The sequence below is a fragment of the Streptomyces sp. NPDC006174 genome, from assembly GCF_040614075.1.
Lineage (GTDB): Bacteria > Actinomycetota > Actinomycetes > Streptomycetales > Streptomycetaceae > Streptomyces.
Genome location: NZ_JBEXTJ010000016.1, coordinates 38,443 through 59,079 on the forward strand (window position 1 = coordinate 38,443; position 20,637 = coordinate 59,079).

Consider the following 20,637-nt stretch of genomic DNA (forward strand, 5'->3'; position numbering starts at 1 on the left):
TGTCCACGCGCTGCCCTGGTTCACGGCTGAACCGGGGCAGCCGGCGTTTTCAGCGCCTCGCAGAACAGCCGCAGACTCCGCCATCCCTCCTCCACCGGCATCCCGCCGCAGAGCGGATGCAGCACCGGCGAATCCGCGTCCAGCGCCTTGAGCTCCTCCGGCGTGACGATCCGGTACACGCCCTCCTCGCGCAGCTCCGCCACCGTCGTGGCCGCCGAGCGCACCGCCGAGCGGATGTCCTTGGACTGCCAGGAGGCGTACGTCCGGGCCTCGTGCAGCAGGTGCTCCCCGTACAGCGCCCACGTCCGCTCCGGGTCATCGGAGACCTGGAGCAGTGGTGTCCGGGCCGCGGGCATCATGCAGAAACCCTCCGTCCCGTACGCCTCCCGCTGCTGGTGGTAGTACGCCTCCAGCTCCGGCAGATGCGCGCTCGGGAAGAGCGGCAGCCCCAGCCGCGCCGCCCGCCGTGCCGCCGCCCGTGAGCTGCCGCCGACCAGGAGCATCGGATGCGGCCGCGTGTACGGACGCGGCGTGACGCGTACCGTACGGCCCCGGTACGGGAACGGCTCGCCGCTCCACGCCGCCAGCAGCGTCTCCAGCAGCTCGTCCTGGAGCTTTCCGCGCCGCCCCCACTCCACGCCCGCCCGCTCGTACTCCTCGGGCCGGTAGCCGATCCCCGCGACCGTCACCAGCCGTCCCGCGCTCAGCAGGTCCAGCACCGCGATGTCCTCCGCCAGTCGCAGCGGATCGTGCAGCGGGCCGATGATCGCCGACACGGTCACCGCGATCCGGTGGGTGGCGCCGAAGACCGCGCCGGCGAAGGTGAACGGCGAAGGCAGCCAGCAGTTCGCCACCCCGTGGTGCTCCTCGGTCTGCACCGTGTCGACGCCGTGCTCGTCGGCGTACGCCGCCATCTCCAGGGCGGCGCGGTAGCGGGCCGAGAGGGTTACGGGGGTGGCTTCGGGATCGACGAGATTGAACCGGACCACGGTGAGGGCCATGACGGGTCTCCCTTTCGCCGGGTGGGCGGGGCTCGCCTCAAGGGCTGGGCGGGGTGCACCGTAGCTGACGTTCCGTCAGAAAGGTAGAGATGGTCGACGGGCATTACCGCCAAAAGGTGCATCCGGATCCGGTGGACCGCCCGGCGGTGTGCGGGGCCGTGCCCGTACGTCGGCCGTGGCCGATACTGGACGGGTTATGGAACTCGTCGAAATCGTCATCCTCGCTGTAGTCATCGCCCTGGCCGCCGTCGGCCTGGTCGGCGGGCTCGTGGTCGGCAGCCGCAAGAAGCGGAAGCTGCCGCCACCGCCGCCGTCCACGCCGACCATCACTCCTCCCGCCGAGCCGAAGGTCGGCGAGGAGGCCGAGACGCCGCGCGACGAAGCGCGGCGCACCATCGACGAAGTCGGCCTCCCGGACGCCACCGCGCCCGTCGAGGAGGCCCCGGTCGTCGAGGCTCCGGCGCCGCCCGCGCTGGAGATCCCCGAGCCCACCGAGGGCCGGCTCGTCCGGCTCCGCGCCCGGCTCGCCCGCTCGCAGAACTCGCTCGGCAAGGGGCTGCTCACGCTGCTGTCCCGGGACAACCTGGACGAGGACACCTGGGAGGAGATCGAGGACACCCTCCTCACCGCCGACGTCGGCGTCGCTCCCACCCAGGAGCTGGTCGAGCGGCTCCGCGAGCGCGTCCGCGTGCTCGGCACCCGCACGCCCGAGGAGCTGCGCACGCTGCTGCGCGAAGAGCTGATCACCCTGCTCGGCCCGGACTTCGACCGCGAGGTCAAGACCGAGGGCGGCGCCGAGACACCGGGCGTCGTCATGGTCGTCGGCGTCAACGGCACCGGCAAGACCACCACCACCGGCAAGCTGGCCCGGGTGCTCGTCGCCGACGGCCGCAGCGTGGTCCTCGGCGCGGCCGACACCTTCCGCGCCGCCGCCGCCGACCAGCTCCAGACCTGGGGCGAGCGCGTCGGAGCCCGTACGGTCCGTGGGCCCGAGGGCGGCGACCCGGCCTCGATCGCGTACGACGCGGTCAAGGAGGGCATCGCCGAGGGCGCCGACGTGGTCCTCATCGACACCGCCGGCCGCCTGCACACCAAGACCGGGCTCATGGACGAGCTGGGCAAGGTCAAGCGGGTCGTGGAGAAGCACGGTCCGCTGGACGAGATCCTGCTCGTCCTGGACGCCACCACCGGGCAGAACGGCCTCGTGCAGGCGCGCGTCTTCGCCGAGGTCGTGGACATCACCGGCATCGTCCTCACCAAGCTCGACGGCACCGCCAAGGGCGGCATCGTCATCGCGGTCCAGCGCGAGCTGGGCGTACCGGTGAAGCTGATCGGGCTCGGCGAAGGTGCGGACGACCTGGCTCCGTTCGAGCCGGGCGCCTTCGTGGACGCGCTGATCGGCGACTGACCTCCCTCGCGTACGGCGGACGGGCGGCGGCTCCCACGAGGAGCCCGCCGCCCTTCCGCCGTTTCCGTACGCGCTACGAGCGGTGGCAGCTGTACGCCAGCGCGCCCAGCAGCAGTCGCGCCTGCGGGGGAGCGGCGGCGGTGTCCAGCACCGGCGGCCGCAGCCAGCGGACCGGGCCGAGGCCGCCGAGGTCGGACGGCGGTGCGGTGATGTGCGCGCCCGGCCCGAGCGCCCGCAGGTCCAGGTCCGCGTCGTCCCAGCCCATCCGGTAGAGCAGGCCCGGCAGCTCGGCGGCGGCCCCGGGCGCGACGAAGAACTGCGCCCGGCGGGCCGGCGTCACCGCCACCGGCCCCGGCGGCAGCCCCATCCGCTCCAGCCGCACCAGTGCCCGCCGTCCGGCCTGCTCCGCCACGTCCAGGACGTCGAAGGTCCGGCCCACCGGCAGCAGCATCGAGGCGCCCGGTGTCTCGGCCCAGGCGTCCGCCGCCGCGTCGAGACCGGTGCCCGCCGGGACCTCCCGGGCGAAGCCCAGCGGATGCGCGCCAGGGGCCGGACAGGCCCGCCGGCCGCAGGAGCACGCGCCGTCGCGGGCGCGGGTGCCGGGCGCCACGGCCCAGCCCCAGAGTCCGGTGTACTCGGCCACCGCGGTGGCCTCGGCGCCGCGGCCTCGCCGCCGTACGCCGGAACGTTTCTCGCGGATGCCGCCGATCGTGAAGCCCATGCCCCCTCCAACGGGTCCGACTCATCGGTGGTTACGACCCGGAACGCTCGGGTAATCCTCCGTCGCCGCAACTCGATCGAGTGGCGTGCGCCGTAGTGCGCGAGGTGGTGCGGCACGGCGCGTGCGCCCCTGAGTGCGTCCGTACGCTCGCCATCGGTCGTGGTGTCCCAAGTCAAGCGCGCCAGAAGGCAGTCGGGTTCATTCGAAGGGGTGGCGAATGGTGGCGTTTCCGCAATCCCCCTCGCGGGAGGGGTGATCGTAGGATTACCGTCGGTACACGAGCTCTGGGAGAATGTGCGGTCACGGGTATGCCTCGGGCAACCCGGTTTCCAGTTCGATCGTGGCAACTCCCGTACGGACAGCACCGATGCTGGGCATTCTGAGAGTGGTTCGCGCGATTGAGGATGCGACGGGGAGGATTCGGCGTGATGGGGGCGTTCCGGTGAGTGGCAGCGGCGCAGGCGATACGGATGGCGGCAAGCGTCCCAACGGTCAGTTGGGGTCGTGGTTCGTGCGCAGTGGCTGGTCCAAGGGTGAGCTGGCGCGCCAGGTGAACCGGCGGGCGCGCCAGATGGGCGCCTCCCACATCAGCACCGACACCTCCCGGGTGCGGCGCTGGCTCGACGGCGAGCAGCCGCGCGAGCCGATCCCGCGCATCCTCTCCGAGCTGTTCTCCGAGCGGTTCGGCGCGGTGGTCGCCGTCGAGGACCTCGGGCTGCGCACCGCGCACCAGTCACCCTCGGTGGCCGGTGTCGACCTGCCGTGGGCGGGCCCGCAGACCGTCGCCCTGCTCAGCGAGTTCTCCCGCAGCGACCTGATGCTCGCCCGTCGGGGCTTTCTCGGCAGCTCGCTCGCGCTGGCCGCCGGACCCGCCCTGATCGAGCCGATGCAGCGCTGGCTGGTGCCCGTCCCGGCCAGAGGCCCGGGCCAACCGGAGTCGGAGGCCGCCGCCCGCAGGCCCTCCCGGCTCTCCAACCCCGAGCTGGAGCTGCTGGAGGCGACCACCGAGATGTTCCGGAAGTGGGACGCCCAGTGCGGCGGCGGACTGCGCCGCAAGGCCGTCGTCGGGCAACTCCACGAGGTCACCGACCTGTTGCAGGAGCCGCAGCCGGGCGCCACCGCCAAGCGCCTCTTCCGCTGCGCCGCCGAACTGGCCGAGCTGGCGGGCTGGATGAGTTACGACGTAGGCCTCCAGCCCACCGCCCAGAAGTACTTCGTGCTCGCGCTGCACGCCGCCAAGGAGGCCGGGGACAAGTCGCTCGGCAGCTACATCCTCTCCAGCATGAGCCGCCAGATGATCCACCTGGGCCGTCCCGACGACGCCCTGGAGCTGATCCACCTCGCGCAGTACGGCAGCCGCGACTGCGCCACCTCCCGTACACAGGCCATGCTGTATGCGATGGAGGCCCGCGCGTACGCCAACATGGGCCAGCCCGGCAAGTGCAAGCGGGCCGTCCGGATGGCCGAGGACACCTTCCTGGACGCCGGACTGGACGGCGAGCCCGAGCCCGACTGGATCCGCTTCTTCTCCGAGGCCGAGCTCAACGGCGAGAACGCCCACTCCTACCGTGACCTGGCCTATGTCGCCGGCCGCAGCCCCACCTACGCCTCGCTCGCCGAGCCCGTCATGGAGAAGGCCGTCGAGCTGTTCGGCGAGGACGACGAGCACCAGCGCTCCTACGCGCTCAACCTCATCGGCATGGCCACCGTCCATCTGCTCCAGCGTGAGCCCGAGCAGTCCACCGTCCTCGCCGGACAGGCCCTGAAGATCGCCAAGAAGGTCCGTTCCGAGCGCGTCAACACCCGGCTGCGCAAGACCGTCGACACCGCTGCCAGGGACTTCGGCGATGTCGCCGATGTCGCCCGGCTCACCGATCTGCTCAGCGAACAGCTGCCGGAGTCCGCCGAAGCGGTCTGACCCGGCACCACGGCCCCGGCCGCGGCACCTCCTCCGTACAGCCCGACTCGGCTCCCCCATCGCCTGGTCACCCGGAGAGGAGCCGTGGCCGGTTCGCGTATCCGGGTTCTCCGAGCCGCTCGGCGGCGTTTCAACCGGACCGTATGCGGCGTGGGCTGCATGGTAGGCAGCGCACCGGACCCGCCACCCGGGATTCATTCCGACGTAACACGCACCATCTCTTCGTCACGCTCGCGAAACATCGTGCGGCATCCCCGGAAACGGCGCTCCGCCAATCTCATGGCGCACAGGCGGTCTCCGGCCATGATCCGCCGGACACCTCCTGACCGGCCCGCACCTTCCCAGTGGTCCCGCAGCTTTCCCCCGCACGCCGCGGCCGCTCCGACGACGAGGAGACGCCGATGCCCCAAGGCATCACGACGCTTGCCGCAGACGCCCCAGAGCTGTCTGCCGCCAACACCGGGTTCATGCTCATCTGCTCGGCCCTGGTGATGCTCATGACCCCCGGCCTGGCCTTCTTCTACGGAGGCATGGTCCGCGTCAAGAGCACCCTCAACATGCTGATGATGAGCTTCATCAGCCTCGGGATCGTCACGATCCTGTGGGTGCTCTACGGATTCAGCCTCGCTTTCGGCTCCGACGTCGGCTCGGTCATCGGCTGGAGCTCGGACTACGTCGGCCTCAGCAACATCGGCGTCACCGAACTCTGGGACGGCTACACCATCCCGGTGTACGTCTTCGCCGCCTTCCAGCTGATGTTCGCCGTCCTCACCCCCGCACTGATCAGCGGTGCGCTCGCCGACCGCGTGAAGTTCACCGCGTGGGCGCTCTTCATCGTCCTGTGGGTCACGATCGTCTACTTCCCGGTCGCCCACTGGGTCTGGGGTTCGGGCGGCTGGCTCTTCGAGATGGGCGTCATCGACTTCGCCGGCGGTACGGCGGTCCACATCAACGCGGGTGCCGCGGCCCTCGGCGTGATCTTCGTCATCGGCAAGCGCATCGGCTTCAAGAAGGACCCGATGCGGCCGCACAGCCTGCCGCTCGTCATGCTCGGCGCGGCCCTCCTCTGGTTCGGCTGGTTCGGCTTCAACGCCGGATCCTGGCTCGGCAACGACGACGGCGTCGGTGCGGTCATGTTCCTCAACACCCAGGTCGCCACCGCCGCCGCCGTTCTCGGCTGGCTCGTCTACGAGAAGCTGCGCCACGGCTCCTTCACCACCCTCGGCGCCGCCTCCGGCGCGGTCTCCGGCCTCGTCGCCATCACTCCGGCGGGTGGTTCCGTCTCGCCGCTCGGCGCCATCGCGGTCGGTGCCATCGCCGGTGTCCTGTGCGCCATGGCCGTCGGCCTGAAGTACAAGTTCGGTTACGACGACTCCCTGGACGTCGTCGGCGTCCACCTCGTCGGCGGCATCATCGGCTCCATCCTGGTCGGCTTCTTCGCCACCGGCGGCGTCCAGTCCGACGCCAAGGGCCTGTTCTACGGCGGCGGTGTCGAACAGCTCGGCAAGCAGGTCGTCGGCGTCGTCGCGGTCCTCGCGTACTCTCTGGTCGTCTCCGGCCTCATCGCGCTGGTGCTCCACAAGACCATCGGGATGCGGGTCTCCGAGGACGACGAGATCTCCGGCATCGACCAGGTCGAGCACGCCGAGACCGCATACGACTTCAGCGGCGCCGGCGGCGGCACGGTCTCCCGCAGCACCGCCCCCGCGACGGACACGACGGCAGCACCGAAGGCAAAGAAGGTGGACGCATGAAGCTCATCACCGCGGTCGTGAAGCCCCACCGGCTGGACGAGATCAAGGAGGCCCTCCAGGCCTTCGGCGTCCAGGGGCTGACTGTCACCGAAGCGAGCGGTTACGGGCGTCAGCGCGGCCACACCGAGGTCTACCGGGGCGCCGAGTACACCGTCGACCTGGTCCCGAAGATCCGTATCGAGGTCCTCGTCGAGGACGAGGACGCCGAACAGCTCATCGAGGTCGTCGTCAAGGCCGCCCGTACCGGCAAGATCGGTGACGGAAAGGTCTGGAGCGTCCCGGTCGAGACCGCCGTCCGCGTACGGACCGGCGAGCGCGGCCCGGACGCCCTCTGACGGAGGCTCCCGCCGGGCGCCGGACCTTCCTCCGGCTCCCGGCCCGACGCCCCCCGACGGACGGCCCCGCACACCGGACGGGCGCCCCTGACCGAGGCCCCACCGAACGGAAGGCACCTGGGTGACGAGCACCGAAGCGATCACCGAAAGCGAAGACTCGGGACCCAGCGGCTACGCGGCGGCCCGGCTGCGCCTCCTCCACCAGGAGACGCGGTCCGGGCCGCCGCGCCGTGCCGCCCTCGCCCGCCTCACCGACGACTGGCTCACCGGCCTGTTCACGGCGGCGGCCGGCCGCGCCGGCGTCCGCGGCGCGGCCCTGGTCGCCGTCGGCGGCTACGGCCGCGGCGAACTCTCCCCGCGCAGCGACCTCGACCTGCTCCTCCTGCACGACGGCAGCGCCGACCCGGCGGCCATCTCGGCTCTCGCGGACGGCATCTGGTACCCGGTCTGGGACCTGGGCCTGGCCCTCGACCACTCCGTACGCACGCCCGGCGAGGCCCGGAAGACGGCCGGCGAGGACCTCAAGGTCCAGCTCGGCCTGCTGGACGCCCGACCGGTCGCCGGCGACCTCGGCCTGGTCGCCTCCCTGCGCACCGCGATCCTCGCCGACTGGCGCAACCAGGCGCCCAAACGCCTCCCGGCCCTCCATGAGCTCTGCCAGGAACGCGCGGAACGGACGGGCGAGCTCCAGTTCCTCCTGGAACCCGACCTCAAGGAGGCCCGCGGCGGCCTCCGCGACGCCACGGCCCTGCGCGCGGTCGCCGCCTCCTGGGTCGCGGACGCCCCGCGCGAAGGGCTCGACCAGGCCCGCCGCACCCTCCTGGACGCCCGCGACGCCCTCCACCTCACCACCGGCCGCGCCACCGACCGCCTCGCCCTCCAGGAACAGGACCAGGTCGCCGAGGCGCTCGGCCTGCTCGACGCCGACGCGCTGCTGCGCCAGGTGTACGAGGCCGCGCGGACGGTCTCGTACGCCACCGACGTCACCTGGCGCGAGGTGAACCGGGTGCTGCGCGCCCGCTCGGTCCGGCCCCGGCTCCGCGCCATGCTCAGCGGTTCTCTCGGAGCAACCAAGCCCGCACCCGAGCGCGCTCCGCTCGCCGACGGCGTGGTGGAGGCCGACGGCGAAGTGGTCCTGGCCCGCGCCGCACGGCCCGACCGCGACCCGGTCCTCACGCTGCGCGCCGCAGCGGCCGCCGCCGAGGCCGGACTGCCGCTCTCCCGCCACCTCGTACGCCATCTCGCCACCACCGTCCGGCCGCTGCCGGTCCCGTGGCCGCCGGAGGCCCGTGAGGAGCTGGTCACGCTGCTCGGCGCGGGGGAGTCCACCGTCGGCGTCTGGGAGGCGCTCGAAGCGGAAGGGATCATCACCCGGCTGCTGCCCGACTGGGAGCGCGTCCACTGCCGGCCGCAGCGCAACCCCGTCCACACCTGGACCGTCGACCGGCACCTGGTGGAGACCGCCGTCCGCGCCGCCAACCTCACCCGCCGCGTCCACCGGCCCGACCTCCTCCTGGTCGCGGCCCTCCTCCACGACATCGGCAAGGGCTGGCCCGGCGACCACTCGGTGGCCGGCGAGGTCATCGCCCGGGACATGGCCACCCGGATCGGCTTCGACAAGCACGACGTGGGCGTCATCGCCACCCTCGTACGCCACCATCTGCTGCTCGTGGAGACCGCCACCCGGCGCGACCTGGACGACCCCGCCACCGTGCGGTCGGTCGCCGAGGCCGTCTCCACCGCCTCCACGCTGGAGCTGCTGCACGCCCTCACCGAGGCCGACGCGCTCGCCACCGGCCCCGCCGCCTGGTCCACCTGGCGGGCCTCCCTCGTCACCGACCTGGTCAAACGCGTCGCCGCCGTCCTAGCCGGTGAGGCCCCGGAGGAGCCGGAGGAGGCCGCGCCCAGCGCCGAGCACGAACGCCTCGCGATCGAGGCCCTGCGCACCGGCGAACCCGTCCTCACCCTGCACACACACGCCGAGGAGCCCGCAGGCGACGGCGAGGTGGAGCCGGTCGGCGTCGAGCTGCTCATCGCCCTGCCCGACCGGCCCGGCGTGCTGCCCGCGGCCGCCGGAGTCCTCGCCCTGCACCGCCTCACCGTGCGCGCCGCCGACCTGCGCGCGGTGGAACTGCCCAACGAGGTGGGCGAGACGGCGGACCTGCTGCTGCTCAGCTGGCGGGTGGCGGCCGAGTACGGCTCCCTCCCGCAGGCGGTCCGGCTCCGCGCCGACCTCGTACGCGCCCTGGACGGCTCGCTGGACATCCGGGCCCGGCTCGCGGAGCGGGAGGCCGCCTATCCGCGCAGACGAGGCGTGAAGGCCCCGCCGCCCCGGGTCACCGTCGCGGCGGCCGGATCCCGCCGCGCCACCGTCATCGAGGTGCGCGCCCAGGACGCCCCGGGCCTGCTGCACCGCATCGGCAACGCCCTGGAAGTCAGTGCCGTACGGGTGCGCAGCGCCCATGTCTCCACCCTCGGCGCCAACGCGGTGGACGCCTTCTACGTCACCGGCACCGACGGCGAACCGCTGCCGGAAGTCCGGGCCGCCGAGGTCGCCCGGGAGGTCGAGAAGGCCCTCGGCTGACGCGTACGACGCTTTTGTACCGCCCTCGCCCGGCACCGGATCCGGGCGAGGGCTTGGTGTTCTCCGGGGGCCGGATACCCTGGAGGGCGACTGACCTGCCCCGCCCCCGACCCTGAGGACCGACGAGCGCCGTGTTCGATACTCTCTCCGACCGCCTTAGCGCGACTTTCAAGAACCTCAGGGGCAAGGGCCGCTTGTCCGAGGCGGACATCGACGCCACGGCACGCGAGATCCGTATCGCCCTGCTGGAAGCCGACGTCGCCCTGCCCGTGGTCCGGGCCTTCATCGCCAACGTGAAGGAGCGGGCGCGCGGCGCCGAGGTCTCCCAGGCGCTGAACCCGGCCCAGCAGGTCGTCAAGATCGTCAACGAGGAGCTCGTCGGCATCCTCGGCGGCGAGACCCGGCGGCTGCGGTTCGCCAAGACCGCGCCCACCGTGATCATGCTCGCCGGTCTCCAGGGTGCCGGTAAGACGACGCTGGCCGGAAAGCTCGGCTTCTGGCTCAAGGGCCAGGGCCACTCGCCGCTGCTCGTCGCCTGTGACCTCCAGCGTCCCAACGCCGTCAACCAGCTGAGCGTCGTCGCCGAGCGCGCCGGCGTCGCGGTCTACGCCCCCGAGCCCGGCAACGGCGTCGGCGACCCGGTCCAGGTCGCCAAGGACTCCATCGAGTTCGCCAAGGCCAAGGTCCACGACATCGTCATCGTCGACACCGCGGGCCGCCTCGGTATCGACCAGGAGCTGATGAGCCAGGCCGCGGACATCCGCGACGCCGTCAGCCCGGACGAGATCCTCTTCGTCGTCGACGCGATGATCGGTCAGGACGCGGTCAACACCGCCGAGGCCTTCCGCGACGGCGTCGGCTTCGACGGCGTGGTGCTCTCCAAGCTCGACGGTGACGCCCGTGGTGGCGCGGCCCTGTCGATCGCCCATGTCACGGGCAAGCAGATCATGTTCGCGTCGAACGGCGAGAAGCTGGAGGACTTCGACGCGTTCCACCCGGACCGGATGGCCTCCCGCATCCTCGACATGGGTGACCTGCTCACTCTGATCGAGCAGGCGGAGAAGACGTTCAGCCAGGAAGAGGCCGCCAAAATGGCCTCGAAGCTGCAGTCCAGCAAGGGCGGCAAGGACTTCACCCTGGACGACTTCCTGGCCCAGATGGAGCAGGTCCGCAAGATGGGCTCCATCTCCAAGCTGCTCGGGATGCTGCCCGGCATGGGGCAGATCAAGGACCAGATCAACAACATCGACGAGCGCGACATCGACCGCACCGCCGCGATCATCAAGTCGATGACGCCCAAGGAGCGCGCCGAACCGACGATCATCAACGGTTCGCGCCGGGCTCGTATCGCCAAGGGTTCGGGCGTCGAGGTCTCCGCGGTCAAGAGCCTGGTGGAGCGCTTCTTCGAGGCCCGCAAGATGATGTCGAAGATGGCCCAGGGCGGCGGCATGCCCGGGATGCCGGGGATGCCCGGCATGGGCGGGGGTCCCGGCCGTCAGAAGAAGCAGATCAAGCAGGCCAAGGGCAAGCGCAAGAGCGGCAACCCGATGAAGCGCAAGGCCGAGGAGGCCGCCGCCGCGGAGCGCCGCGAGCAGGCGGCGGCGCAGGGCGGCGCGTTCGCGCTGCCGGCGCAGGAGGACAAGAACTTCGAGTTGCCGGACGAGTTCAAGAAGTTCATGGGCTGATCGGCTTACTTGAACCGCGCGTAAGGGGCGCCCTCTCTCGAGGGCGCCCCTTACGCGCGTTCGCGACGACTTCTGTCAGCTCACGTCGTGCACACCAGGTAACGGAAGACGTTCGGCATCCACACCGTGCCGTCCGGGCGCCTATAGGGATGCAGCGCCTCCGCGACCTCCTTCTCCACCTGGGAGCGGTCGGTGGCCCGTACGGCGGCGTCGAAGAGGCCGGTCGACAGCAGCCCGCGCACCGCGCTGTCCGGATCCGCGTATCCGAACGGGCAGGAGACCCGTCCCGAGCCGTCCGGCTTCAGTCCCGCCCGCGTCGCCACGTCCTCCAGATCGTCCCGGAGGGTCGGCCGCCACCCGCCGGGACGCGGTGGCCGCGCGGACTCCGTCAGCCGGGCCGCGACCCGCAGCACCGGCGCCGTGGCACACCGCTCCGGCGGGCCCCACCCGGTCAGCACCACGGTCGCGCCCCGGGCCGCCAGCGGCAGCGCCGCCTCCAGCGCCGGCACCAGCCCCTCGGAGTCACCGGCCGCGCAGCCGATCGGCTCGAACACGGTGATCAAGTCGTACGGTGCCCCGTCGGCGCCCGAAGGGAACCCGTCGTCGTGCAGCCGGGCCCGGTGCGCGGGCGCACCTTCCGCGCCCTCGTCGGGCAGCAGCCGCGCACGCGCCAGCGCCAGCCGCTCCCGGTCGGAGTCCACACCCGTCACCTGCGCCCCCCGGGCCGCCGCGACGAGCAGGGCGAGCCCGGAGCCACAGCCGAGCGACAGCATCCGGGTGGCGGGTCCGACTTCGAGCCGGTCGTACACCGCCTCGTAGAGCGGTGCCAGCATGCGTTCCTGGATCTCGGCCCAGTCGCGGGCACGGGTACCGGCATCCGCCGGCGCGGAGGGATCCGCGTCCCGGAGGTTCCGGACGAGCGTTGGTGTCATGGAAAGCGCCCCAATCCGCCAAGAGGTCGATCTTGCCCGAGTGGACGGCCCCCGTATGCGTATGTCCGCACCCCCCGTATGCCAGGGAACTGCGCATCGGCCGTTCCGTCCAGGGGGCGTGGGGCACTGTTCGCGTACCCCGGCCGTGCGCCTCTCCGAATCAGTCTTACCCGACACCGGGCACCGGGCACGTCGAACGGCCCGCCGGGTACGCTCACCGGCAGACCCGTAAGTGGCGCCGCGCGCCGGCGCACCGCACATCCATGCGCCGGGCGCACCGCACGCTGTGCACCACCTTGGTGCGAGCTGTGCGGCTTCTCCGCAGTTCGGCGCACCCGCCCGCCTCCGGACGCATCCAGGACACATCACGGGCAACTGACTGGTACGTGCAAATTATTTGGGATGCCCCGGAATAGGAACACCACGGCACTCGGACTCGTTGTCACGACGTGAGCACGACACCACCTGTACTTGCCGCAGAGCTGGCACAGGCGTGGGCCGACATTCAGCGGTACCACCCCGAGCTGCCGGATCTAGCCGCGCCCGAGTCCCTGATCGGAGAGTCCTCGTCCGCCTGTGGCGCCGAGCTCTCCTTCGAGCGACTGCTCCACGAGGCAGTCCACGGCATCGCCGCCGCGAGAGGAGTCCGTGACACTTCACGCGCCGGCCGCTACCACAACCGACGCTTCCTCGCGATCGCCGAGGAGCTGGGCCTCGACCATGCCGAGGAGCCCCACCCCAGCAGCGGATTCTCCCTGGTCACGCTGAATCCCGAAGCCAAGCGCCGGTACCGCCCGACCACCGAACGGCTCCAGCGCGCCCTCAAGGCGCACACGGTCGCCACCGCCGCCGACACCAAGCGCTCCTTCAGAGGCCCGGCCGCCCGGCACGGTTCCTCCGGAGGCGGCGTCCGGGTCAAGGCCGTCTGCGACTGCGGACGCAACGTCCGCGTCGTCCCGTCGGTCCTGGCCCAGGCCCCGATCGTCTGCGGTGGCTGCGGCAAGCCGTTCCAGATCCCGGAAGCGGCGGTCGCGGTGGGGTGAGGTCGAGCGGTGTGGCAGAATGGTCAGCTGTACTCGACAGCCGCACAGGACCCCTCTCTCCTCCGGCTGACGCGTCCATCGGGCACTCCGAGTACCGCAACCCCACGTGGCATCTAGTTGTGCCCAACCACGTCAGAGACCAGGAGACACCACTTCCGTGGCAGTCAAGATCAAGCTGAAGCGTCTGGGCAAGATCCGTTCGCCTCACTACCGCATCGTCGTCGCCGACTCCCGTACCCGCCGTGACGGCCGGGCCATCGAGGAGATCGGCCTGTACCACCCGGTGCAGAACCCCTCGCGCATCGAGGTCAACGCAGAGCGCGCGCAGTACTGGCTGTCCGTCGGCGCCCAGCCGACCGAGCCGGTCCTCGCGATCCTGAAGCTCACCGGTGACTGGCAGGCCCACAAGGGCCTCCCGGCCCCCGCGCCGCTGCTGCAGCCGGAGCCCAAGGCCGACAAGCGCGCGCTGTTCGAGGCGCTGACCTCGGACGGCGACGAGGCCAAGGGTGAGGCCATCACCCCCAAGGCCAAGAAGTCCGACAAGAAGGCGGACGAGGCGGCTGACGCTGCCGCGTCCACCGAGTCGACCGAGGCCTGAGCATGCTCGAGGAGGCTCTCGAGCACCTCGTGAAGGGCATTGTCGACAACCCCGACGACGTGCAGGTGGCCTCGCGCACCCTGCGCCGCGGGCGCGTGCTGGAGGTCCGGGTCCACCCCGAGGACCTCGGCAAGGTGATCGGCCGTAACGGCCGTACCGCCCGCGCTCTGCGGACCGTCGTGGGCGCCATCGGCGGCCGTGGCATCCGGGTCGACCTCGTCGACGTGGACCAGGTCCGCTGACCGCAGTTGAACACCGGCCAGGGCCGGGGAGGGCTTTCGAGCCTTCCCCGGCCTTTGTCGTCGGCCATTCCCGCGACAGGTCGGGTCCCCACCCCAGCAATCGGAGAACAGCGTGCAGTTGGTAGTTGCGCGGATCGGCCGCGCCCACGGCATCAAGGGCGAGGTCACCGTCGAGGTACGAACGGACGAGCCGGAGCTGCGGCTCGGGCCCGGTGCCGTCCTGGCCACCGACCCGGCGGCCACCGGCCCGCTGACCATCGAGTCGGGCCGGGTGCACAGCGGCAGGCTGTTGCTGCGCTTCGAGGGCGTGAGCGACCGTACGGGCGCCGAAGCGCTGCGCAACACCTTGCTGATCGCCGACGTGGACCCGGAGGAACTGCCCGAGGACGAGGACGAGTTCTACGACCACCAGCTGATCGACCTGGACGTGGTGCTCACCGACGGTACCGAGATCGGCCGGATCACCGAGATCTCCCACCTGCCCTCGCAGGACCTCTTCATCGTGGAGCGCCCGGACGGCAGCGAGGTGATGATCCCCTTCGTGGAGGAGATCGTCACCGAGATCGACCTGGAGGAGCAGCGCGCGGTCATCACCCCGCCGCCCGGCCTGATCGACGAGAGCGAGGCCGTGGTGGCCTCCTCCCGTGACGAGGAGGCGGAGTCCGAGGAGTCCGACGAGGCGCCGAAGGGCGACGCCTGATGCGGCTCGACGTCGTCACGATCTTTCCCGAGTACCTGGACCCGCTGAACGTCTCGCTGGTCGGCAAGGCCCGCGCCCGCGGCGTACTGGACGTCCATGTCCACGACCTGCGCGAGTGGACGTACGACCGGCACAACACGGTCGACGACACTCCGTACGGCGGCGGCCCCGGCATGGTCATGAAGACCGAGCCGTGGGGTGACGCGCTGGACGAGGCGCTGGCCGACGGCTACGAGTCCGGCGCGCACGCCCCGGTCCTCGTCGTGCCCACGCCCAGCGGTCGCCCGTTCACCCAGGAGCTGGCCGTCGAGCTCTCCGCGCGGCCCTGGCTGGTCTTCACACCGGCCCGGTACGAGGGCATCGACCGCCGGGTGATCGACGAGTACGCCACCCGCGTCCCGGTCGTCGAGGTCTCCATCGGTGACTACGTGCTCGCCGGCGGGGAGGCCGCCGTTCTGGTGATCACGGAGGCGGTGGCCCGGCTGCTGCCCGGCGTCCTCGGCAACGCCGAATCCCACCGCGACGACTCCTTCGCGCCCGGCGCCATGGCCGACCTCCTGGAGGGCCCCGTCTACACCAAGCCGCCCGAGTGGCGCGGCCGGGGGATCCCGGACGTCCTGCTCAGCGGCCACCACGGGAAGATCGCGCGCTGGCGGCGGGACCAGGCCTTCGCCCGGACCGCCCTCAACCGGCCCGATCTGATCGAGCGGTGCGAGGCGAGCGCCTTCGACAAGAAGGACCGCGAGATCCTCTCCATCCTCGGCTTCTCACCGGAGCCCGGCGGCCGATTTTGGCGCAGGCCACCGGCCGTGGAAGAATAGGCCGCTGCTGTACGTCCGGTGTGCGCCCCTGCCACAGGGGGAAAGACGCCCGCCCGACGCGATCAGCACTCCTTCACTCCTCTCGACATCCCGTCGATGACCTGTGGCATCGGCGAAGAAAGCAGAACTCATGACTTCCCTGCTCGATGGCGTCAACGCCGCCACCCTCCGGTCGGACCTCCCGCCGTTCCGCCCCGGTGACACCGTCAACGTCCACGTGCGAGTGATCGAGGGCAACCGCTCCCGTATCCAGCAGTTCAAGGGCATCGTCATCCGCCGTCAGGGCTCGGGCGTCAGCGAGACCTTCACGGTCCGCAAGGTCTCCTTCAGCGTCGGCGTCGAGCGCACCTTCCCGGTCCACAGCCCGATCTTCGAGAAGATCGAGCTCGTCAGCCGCGGTGACGTCCGTCGCGCCAAGCTGTACTTCCTCCGTGAGCTCCGCGGCAAGGCCGCGAAGATCAAGGAGAAGCGCGACAACTGATCTGCCGCCGGCGGGTGACCGGCAAGGCACCCTCTGGCGTCCACAGCGCGGCCGGATAGGATTCGGCCCCGATGGAGACGCAAGCAGAGCACTCGGAGCGCGATCGCTCCTCGGAACCCCGTACCGGGTCCGAGGAGGGGTCGCGCTTCTCGCGTTTCCGGGGCGCTGCCGCGGTCGTACGGCCCTGGCGGCGGCGCGTCCTGGTCGTGGGGGTGGCGGGTGTGGCCGGGCTGCTGCTGTTCAGCGCCTTCGTGGTCCAGCCCTTCCTGATCCCGAGCGGCTCGATGGAACCCACGCTGCGGGTCGGGGACCGGGTCCTCGTCAACAAGCTGGCGTACCGCTTCGGCGCCGAGCCCGAGCGCGGCGATGTCGTGGTCTTCGACGGGACCGGTTCCTTCGTACGGGAGGACCTGGGCGCGAACCCGGTGGCCGAGCTGGCGCGCGGGGCGGCGGCTTCCCTGGGGCTGGCCGAGCCTCCTGACACCGACTTCGTGAAGCGTGTGGTGGGCGTGGGCGGTGACCGGGTCGTATGCTGCGACGCGGGCCGGCTCCGGGTGAACGGGGTGGCGGTGGACGAGACGTACCTCCATCCCGGGGACACCGCCTCCGGGGCGCCGTTCGACATCGTCGTCCCGCAGGGCACGCTCTGGATGCTGGGCGACCACCGCAGCCGCTCCAGCGACTCCCGCGACCACCTCGGATCGCCCGGCGGCGGGATGGTCCCGGTCGAGCGGGTGATCGGCCGGGTGGACTGGCTGGGCTGGCCGCCCGGCCGGATCGGCGGCCTTCAGGGGACCGGCGCCTTCGACGGCGTACGGGAGCCCGGCAGGGCGCATGGGTAACCGCGGGCGTCCGCGCGGCGCCCCGGCCCCCGACGCGTCCCTGCCGACCGGGAGCCGGCCCACCACGCCCCGCTCGCTGCCGACCCGGGCCGAGCGCCGCAGGCTCGCCAAGAAGGTCCGGCGCAAGCGGCGCAGGTCCGCGGTGAAGGAGATACCGGTCCTCATCGTGATGGCGCTGCTGATCGCGCTCGTCCTGAAGACCTTCCTCGTCCAGGCGTTCGTGATCCCGTCCGGATCGATGGAACAGACCATCAAGATCGGTGACCGCGTCCTGGTGGACAAGCTGACTCCGAACTTCGGGTCGAAGCCGCAGCGCGGTGACGTCGTCGTCTTCAAGGACCCCGGCGGCTGGCTCCAACAGGAGGACGCGACCGGCAAGGAGGACCCGCCGGTCGGGGTCAAGCAGGCCACCGAGGCGCTGAAGTTCATCGGGCTGCTGCCCTCCGACGACGAGCAGGACCTGATCAAGCGCGTGGTCGCCGTCGGCGGCGACACCGTGAAGTGCTGCGGCACCGACGGCCGCGTCACCGTCAACGGCGTACCGCTGACCGAGTCCTATCTGCATCCGGACGACCGGCCCTCGACCGTGCGGTTCGAGGTGGACGTCCCGGCGGGCCGCCTCTTCATGATGGGCGACCACCGGTCCAACTCCGCCGACTCCCGCTTCCATCTCGACGAGCCCGACAAGGGCACGGTCTCCGAGGAAGAGGTGGTCGGGCGGGCCGTCGTGATCGCCTGGCCGTTCTCCAACTGGACCACCCTGGAGGAGCGCGAGACCTTCGCCGCCGTGGCCCGGGCGAGCGGATCGGAGGCTGCGATTCCGGGGCCGTCGCATAGGGTTGCCACTCTGGATCGCGACGGAATGGTCCGGCTCCCGACCCCTGCGGAACTCCCGCTCGTTATGGGAGTGGTGGGCCTGCGCCGGATCGGTCGCGGGCAGTGGCACGTACTGAGGAGTGGATGTGGGGGATTTGGCGGTCGGCGCACGATCCGGACACGACGAACCCGAGGACCGGCCGGAGCGCGACGACTCTCCCGCGGGCGGAACGGCGGTCCCGCCGGACGGTGACGGCGGTGGTGATTCGGGCGGTGACGGCGGCACTCCGGGCGGTGGCAGGCCTCCTCGGAGGCAGCGCTCCTTCTGGATGGAGCTGCCGCTGCTCATCGGGATCGCGCTGATTCTGGCGTTGTTGATCAAGACCTTCCTGATCCAGGCGTTCTCGATCCCCTCGGACTCGATGCAGAACACCCTGCAGCGCGGCGACCGGGTGCTGGTCGACAAGCTGACCCCCTGGTTCGGCTCCGAGCCGGAGCGCGGCGAGGTCGTGGTCTTCCACGACCCGGGCGGCTGGTTGCAGGACACCGCCACACCGGAGCCCAACATCGCGCAGAAGTTCCTCAGCTTCATCGGCCTGATGCCGTCCTCCGAGGAGAAGGACCTGATCAAGCGGGTCATCGCGGTCGGCGGCGACACCGTGGAGTGCAAGGAGAACGGGCCGGTCACGGTCAACGGCAAGGCGCTCGACGAGAAGTCGTTCATCTTCCCGGGCAACACCCCGTGCAACGACGAGCCCTTCGGCCCGATCAAGGTCGAGGAGGGCCGGATCTTCGTCATGGGCGACCACCGGCAGAACTCGTTGGACTCCCGCTACCACCAGGAGCTCCCCGGCCAGGGCACCGTCTCCAACGACGAGGTCGTCGGCCGCGCGATCGTCGTCGCCTGGCCCGTGGGCCGCTGGGCGACGCTGCCGATCCCCAGCACGTTCGACCAGCCCGGGCTGAACGCGGCCGCCGCGACGGCCCCGGCCGCACTGGGAGTGGCCGGGGCACTGCCCCTCGTGTTCTGGCGGCGCCGGAGGCTGACCGCCGGCCGTACCGCCGGGTAGGGTGCCGACTCGGATCAGCGATTGTCGATCTCCGATGGGGGAGCGCTGGGATGAGCCGTACGCAACGTGACGATGACGGCCGCGGCCGGACCGGCACCATGGTGTCGGGCCTGGCCGTGGCCGTCGGCTGTGTGCTCTTCCTCGGAGGTTTCTTCTGGGCGGCGGTGGTGTACAAGCCGTACGCCGTCCCGACCGACTCCATGTCTCCCACGGTCAACGCCGGCGACCGGGTGCTCGCGGAGCGGATAGACGGCGCCGACGTCCGGCGCGGTGACGTGGTGGTCTTCACCGACAGCGCCTGGGGCGCCACCCCGATGGTGAAGCGCGTGGTCGGCGTCGGCGGGGACACGGTCGTCTGCTGCGACCGGGACGGACGCCTCACCGTCGGCGGAACCCCGGTGGAGGAGCCGTACATCGACCGCGGCCCGGCCGCCGCAGGGGCGCCGGCGCCCGCCTCGCCGCAGAACTTCTCCGCCAAGGTCCCGAAGGGCCAGATCTTCCTCCTCGGCGACGAGCGGTCCACCTCGCTGGACTCCCGGGTCCATCTGGAGGACGCCGGGCAGGGCTCCGTACCGCTGAGCGCCGTCCAGGCCCGGGTCGACGCGGTGGCCTGGCCGATGAACGGCATGATCGGCCGTCCCGCCTCCTTCGCCGCGCTGCCCGGCGGAGTCTCCGCCGACGGCCCGCTCCCGCTCCAGCTGGGCGCAGTGCTGGTGGGCGTGGTCCTCATCCTGGGCGGAGCGGCGTACGGGCCCGTCGCGGCCCGCTCCGCCCGCAGGCGGGCCACCGGACCCACGCGGTGACCGGTGCCGCACGCAGGGTCGCCCGGGTGGTGCTCCTGGACCCCGACGACCGCATCCTCCTGCTCCACGGCCATGAGCCGGGCGATCTTGCCGACGACTGGTGGTTCACGCCCGGCGGCGGCCTGGAGGGTGACGAGACCCATGAGGCGGCGGCCCGCCGCGAGCTGGCCGAGGAGACCGGGATCACCGACATCGACCTGGGCCCGGTGCTCTGGAAGCGGACCTGCTCCTTCCCGTTCGACGGGCGGCGCTGGCACCAGGACGAGTGGTACTTCCTGGCCCGTACGGCACAGACCGCCACAGCCCCGCAGGGCCTCACCGAACTCGAATTGCGCAGCGTCTCCGGTCTGAGGTGGTGGACTTCCGCCGAACTTCTCGCGGCGCGTGAGACGGTGTACCCGACCAGACTCGCCGAGCTGCTGCGCACGCTCCTCGACGAGGGTCCCCCGCGTGTTCCGTTGGTCCTCGCCGCCGAGATCGCCTGATCGTCCAGGGGCGCCGGAGGCTGACGCACAATGGGGGGACGCACGGCTGAAGGGGAAACATGCCATGAGCGCCGAGGACCTCGAGAAGTACGAGACCGAGATGGAGCTGAAGCTCTACCGGGAGTACCGCGATGTCGTCGGTCTGTTCAAATATGTGATCGAGACCGAACGGCGCTTCTACCTCACCAACGACTACGAGATGCAGGTGCACTCCGTCCAGGGTGAGGTTTTCTTCGAGGTGTCCATGGCGGACGCCTGGGTCTGGGACATGTACCGGCCCGCGAGGTTCGTCAAGCAGGTCCGCGTGCTGACCTTCAAGGACGTCAACATCGAAGAGCTCAACAAGAGCGATCTGGAACTTCCGGGAGGCTGACCCCGCGCGGCCCGCACGCCTGGGG

21 protein-coding genes are annotated in these 20,637 nt (G+C 71.2%); 18 read left to right on the forward strand and 3 right to left on the reverse strand.

From position 1 onward, the window contains the following. Positions 1-20 precede the first annotated feature (20 nt). Entirely contained in the window at positions 21-1,001 is a 981-nt protein-coding gene (locus ABZ267_RS29335; protein WP_356752699.1) for an LLM class flavin-dependent oxidoreductase, read from the reverse strand. Between the two features lie 196 nt (positions 1,002-1,197). On the opposite strand from ABZ267_RS29335, the gene ftsY reads away from it, so the two are divergent. Next, on the forward strand, positions 1,198-2,409 hold the full coding sequence (gene ftsY / locus ABZ267_RS29340; RefSeq protein WP_356752701.1) for a signal recognition particle-docking protein FtsY: 1,212 nt from the start codon (positions 1,198-1,200) through the stop codon (positions 2,407-2,409). 73 nt (positions 2,410-2,482) lie between these two features. On the opposite strand, the gene ABZ267_RS29345 is transcribed toward ftsY, so the two are convergent. Next, complete coding sequence (locus ABZ267_RS29345; protein WP_356752703.1) at positions 2,483-3,130, reverse strand: bifunctional DNA primase/polymerase; 648 nt, start codon at positions 3,128-3,130, stop codon at positions 2,483-2,485. A gap of 442 nt (positions 3,131-3,572) precedes the next feature. On the opposite strand from ABZ267_RS29345, the gene ABZ267_RS29350 reads away from it, so the two are divergent. The 5 genes from ABZ267_RS29350 (at position 3,573) to ffh (ending at position 11,406) form a co-directional block, all read left to right on the forward strand. Continuing rightward, entirely contained in the window at positions 3,573-5,048 is a 1,476-nt protein-coding gene (locus ABZ267_RS29350; protein WP_356752705.1) for a hypothetical protein, read from the forward strand. A gap of 401 nt (positions 5,049-5,449) precedes the next feature. Then, positions 5,450-6,802, forward strand: coding sequence for an ammonium transporter (locus ABZ267_RS29355; RefSeq protein ID WP_356752707.1), 1,353 nt, complete (start codon positions 5,450-5,452; stop codon positions 6,800-6,802). Then, a complete protein-coding gene (locus tag ABZ267_RS29360; RefSeq protein ID WP_003965965.1) occupies positions 6,799-7,137 on the forward strand; it encodes a P-II family nitrogen regulator in 339 nt (112 codons plus the stop codon). Before ABZ267_RS29355 ends, ABZ267_RS29360 begins: the two co-directional genes overlap by 4 nt. Before the next feature lie 121 nt (positions 7,138-7,258). Further along, positions 7,259-9,721 carry a [protein-PII] uridylyltransferase gene (locus ABZ267_RS29365; RefSeq protein ID WP_356752709.1) on the forward strand — a complete coding sequence of 821 codons (2,463 nt, stop codon included), beginning with the start codon at positions 7,259-7,261 and terminating at the stop codon, positions 9,719-9,721. A gap of 131 nt (positions 9,722-9,852) precedes the next feature. Next, positions 9,853-11,406 carry a signal recognition particle protein gene (gene ffh, locus ABZ267_RS29370; protein ID WP_356752711.1) on the forward strand — a complete coding sequence of 518 codons (1,554 nt, stop codon included), beginning with the start codon at positions 9,853-9,855 and terminating at the stop codon, positions 11,404-11,406. Positions 11,407-11,486: 80 nt separating this feature from the next. On the opposite strand, the gene ABZ267_RS29375 is transcribed toward ffh, so the two are convergent. After that, positions 11,487-12,338: a methyltransferase domain-containing protein gene (locus ABZ267_RS29375; protein ID WP_356752713.1), complete on the reverse strand. Its 852-nt coding sequence runs from the start codon at positions 12,336-12,338 to the stop codon at positions 11,487-11,489. 449 nt (positions 12,339-12,787) lie between these two features. On the opposite strand from ABZ267_RS29375, the gene ABZ267_RS29380 reads away from it, so the two are divergent. From ABZ267_RS29380 to ABZ267_RS29435, 12 genes are all read left to right on the forward strand, one after another. Then, complete coding sequence (locus tag ABZ267_RS29380; RefSeq protein WP_018509633.1) at positions 12,788-13,381, forward strand: hypothetical protein; 594 nt, start codon at positions 12,788-12,790, stop codon at positions 13,379-13,381. A 157-nt stretch (positions 13,382-13,538) separates the two neighbouring features. After that, complete coding sequence (gene rpsP / locus ABZ267_RS29385; protein WP_356752715.1) at positions 13,539-13,979, forward strand: 30S ribosomal protein S16; 441 nt, start codon at positions 13,539-13,541, stop codon at positions 13,977-13,979. Positions 13,980-13,981: 2 nt separating this feature from the next. Then, on the forward strand, positions 13,982-14,221 hold the full coding sequence (locus ABZ267_RS29390) for an RNA-binding protein (RefSeq protein WP_066978740.1): 240 nt from the start codon (positions 13,982-13,984) through the stop codon (positions 14,219-14,221). Positions 14,222-14,333: 112 nt separating this feature from the next. Next, positions 14,334-14,921, forward strand: a complete 588-nt coding sequence (gene rimM / locus ABZ267_RS29395) for a ribosome maturation factor RimM (protein ID WP_356752717.1) — start codon at positions 14,334-14,336, stop codon at positions 14,919-14,921. Next, positions 14,921-15,742, forward strand: a complete 822-nt coding sequence (gene trmD, locus ABZ267_RS29400) for a tRNA (guanosine(37)-N1)-methyltransferase TrmD (RefSeq protein WP_356752719.1) — start codon at positions 14,921-14,923, stop codon at positions 15,740-15,742. The genes rimM and trmD overlap by 1 nt, the downstream gene beginning before the upstream one ends. 130 nt (positions 15,743-15,872) lie before the next feature. After that, positions 15,873-16,223, forward strand: a complete 351-nt coding sequence (gene rplS / locus ABZ267_RS29405) for a 50S ribosomal protein L19 (RefSeq protein ID WP_356752721.1) — start codon at positions 15,873-15,875, stop codon at positions 16,221-16,223. A gap of 71 nt (positions 16,224-16,294) precedes the next feature. Further along, on the forward strand, positions 16,295-17,065 hold the full coding sequence (lepB, locus tag ABZ267_RS29410) for a signal peptidase I (RefSeq protein WP_356752722.1): 771 nt from the start codon (positions 16,295-16,297) through the stop codon (positions 17,063-17,065). Then, positions 17,058-18,134, forward strand: a complete 1,077-nt coding sequence (gene lepB / locus ABZ267_RS29415; RefSeq protein WP_356752724.1) for a signal peptidase I — start codon at positions 17,058-17,060, stop codon at positions 18,132-18,134. The genes lepB (ABZ267_RS29410) and lepB (ABZ267_RS29415) overlap by 8 nt, the downstream gene beginning before the upstream one ends. Then, on the forward strand, positions 18,037-18,951 hold the full coding sequence (gene lepB / locus ABZ267_RS29420; protein WP_356752888.1) for a signal peptidase I: 915 nt from the start codon (positions 18,037-18,039) through the stop codon (positions 18,949-18,951). Before lepB (ABZ267_RS29415) ends, lepB (ABZ267_RS29420) begins: the two co-directional genes overlap by 98 nt. A 50-nt stretch (positions 18,952-19,001) precedes the next feature. Beyond that, a complete protein-coding gene (lepB, locus tag ABZ267_RS29425) occupies positions 19,002-19,754 on the forward strand; it encodes a signal peptidase I (protein ID WP_356752725.1) in 753 nt (250 codons plus the stop codon). Beyond that, complete coding sequence (locus tag ABZ267_RS29430) at positions 19,751-20,239, forward strand: NUDIX hydrolase (protein WP_356752727.1); 489 nt, start codon at positions 19,751-19,753, stop codon at positions 20,237-20,239. Before lepB (ABZ267_RS29425) ends, ABZ267_RS29430 begins: the two co-directional genes overlap by 4 nt. Before the next feature lie 64 nt (positions 20,240-20,303). Further along, positions 20,304-20,612, forward strand: a complete 309-nt coding sequence (locus ABZ267_RS29435; RefSeq protein ID WP_003965949.1) for a DUF2469 domain-containing protein — start codon at positions 20,304-20,306, stop codon at positions 20,610-20,612. Positions 20,613-20,637: the final 25 nt, after the last annotated feature.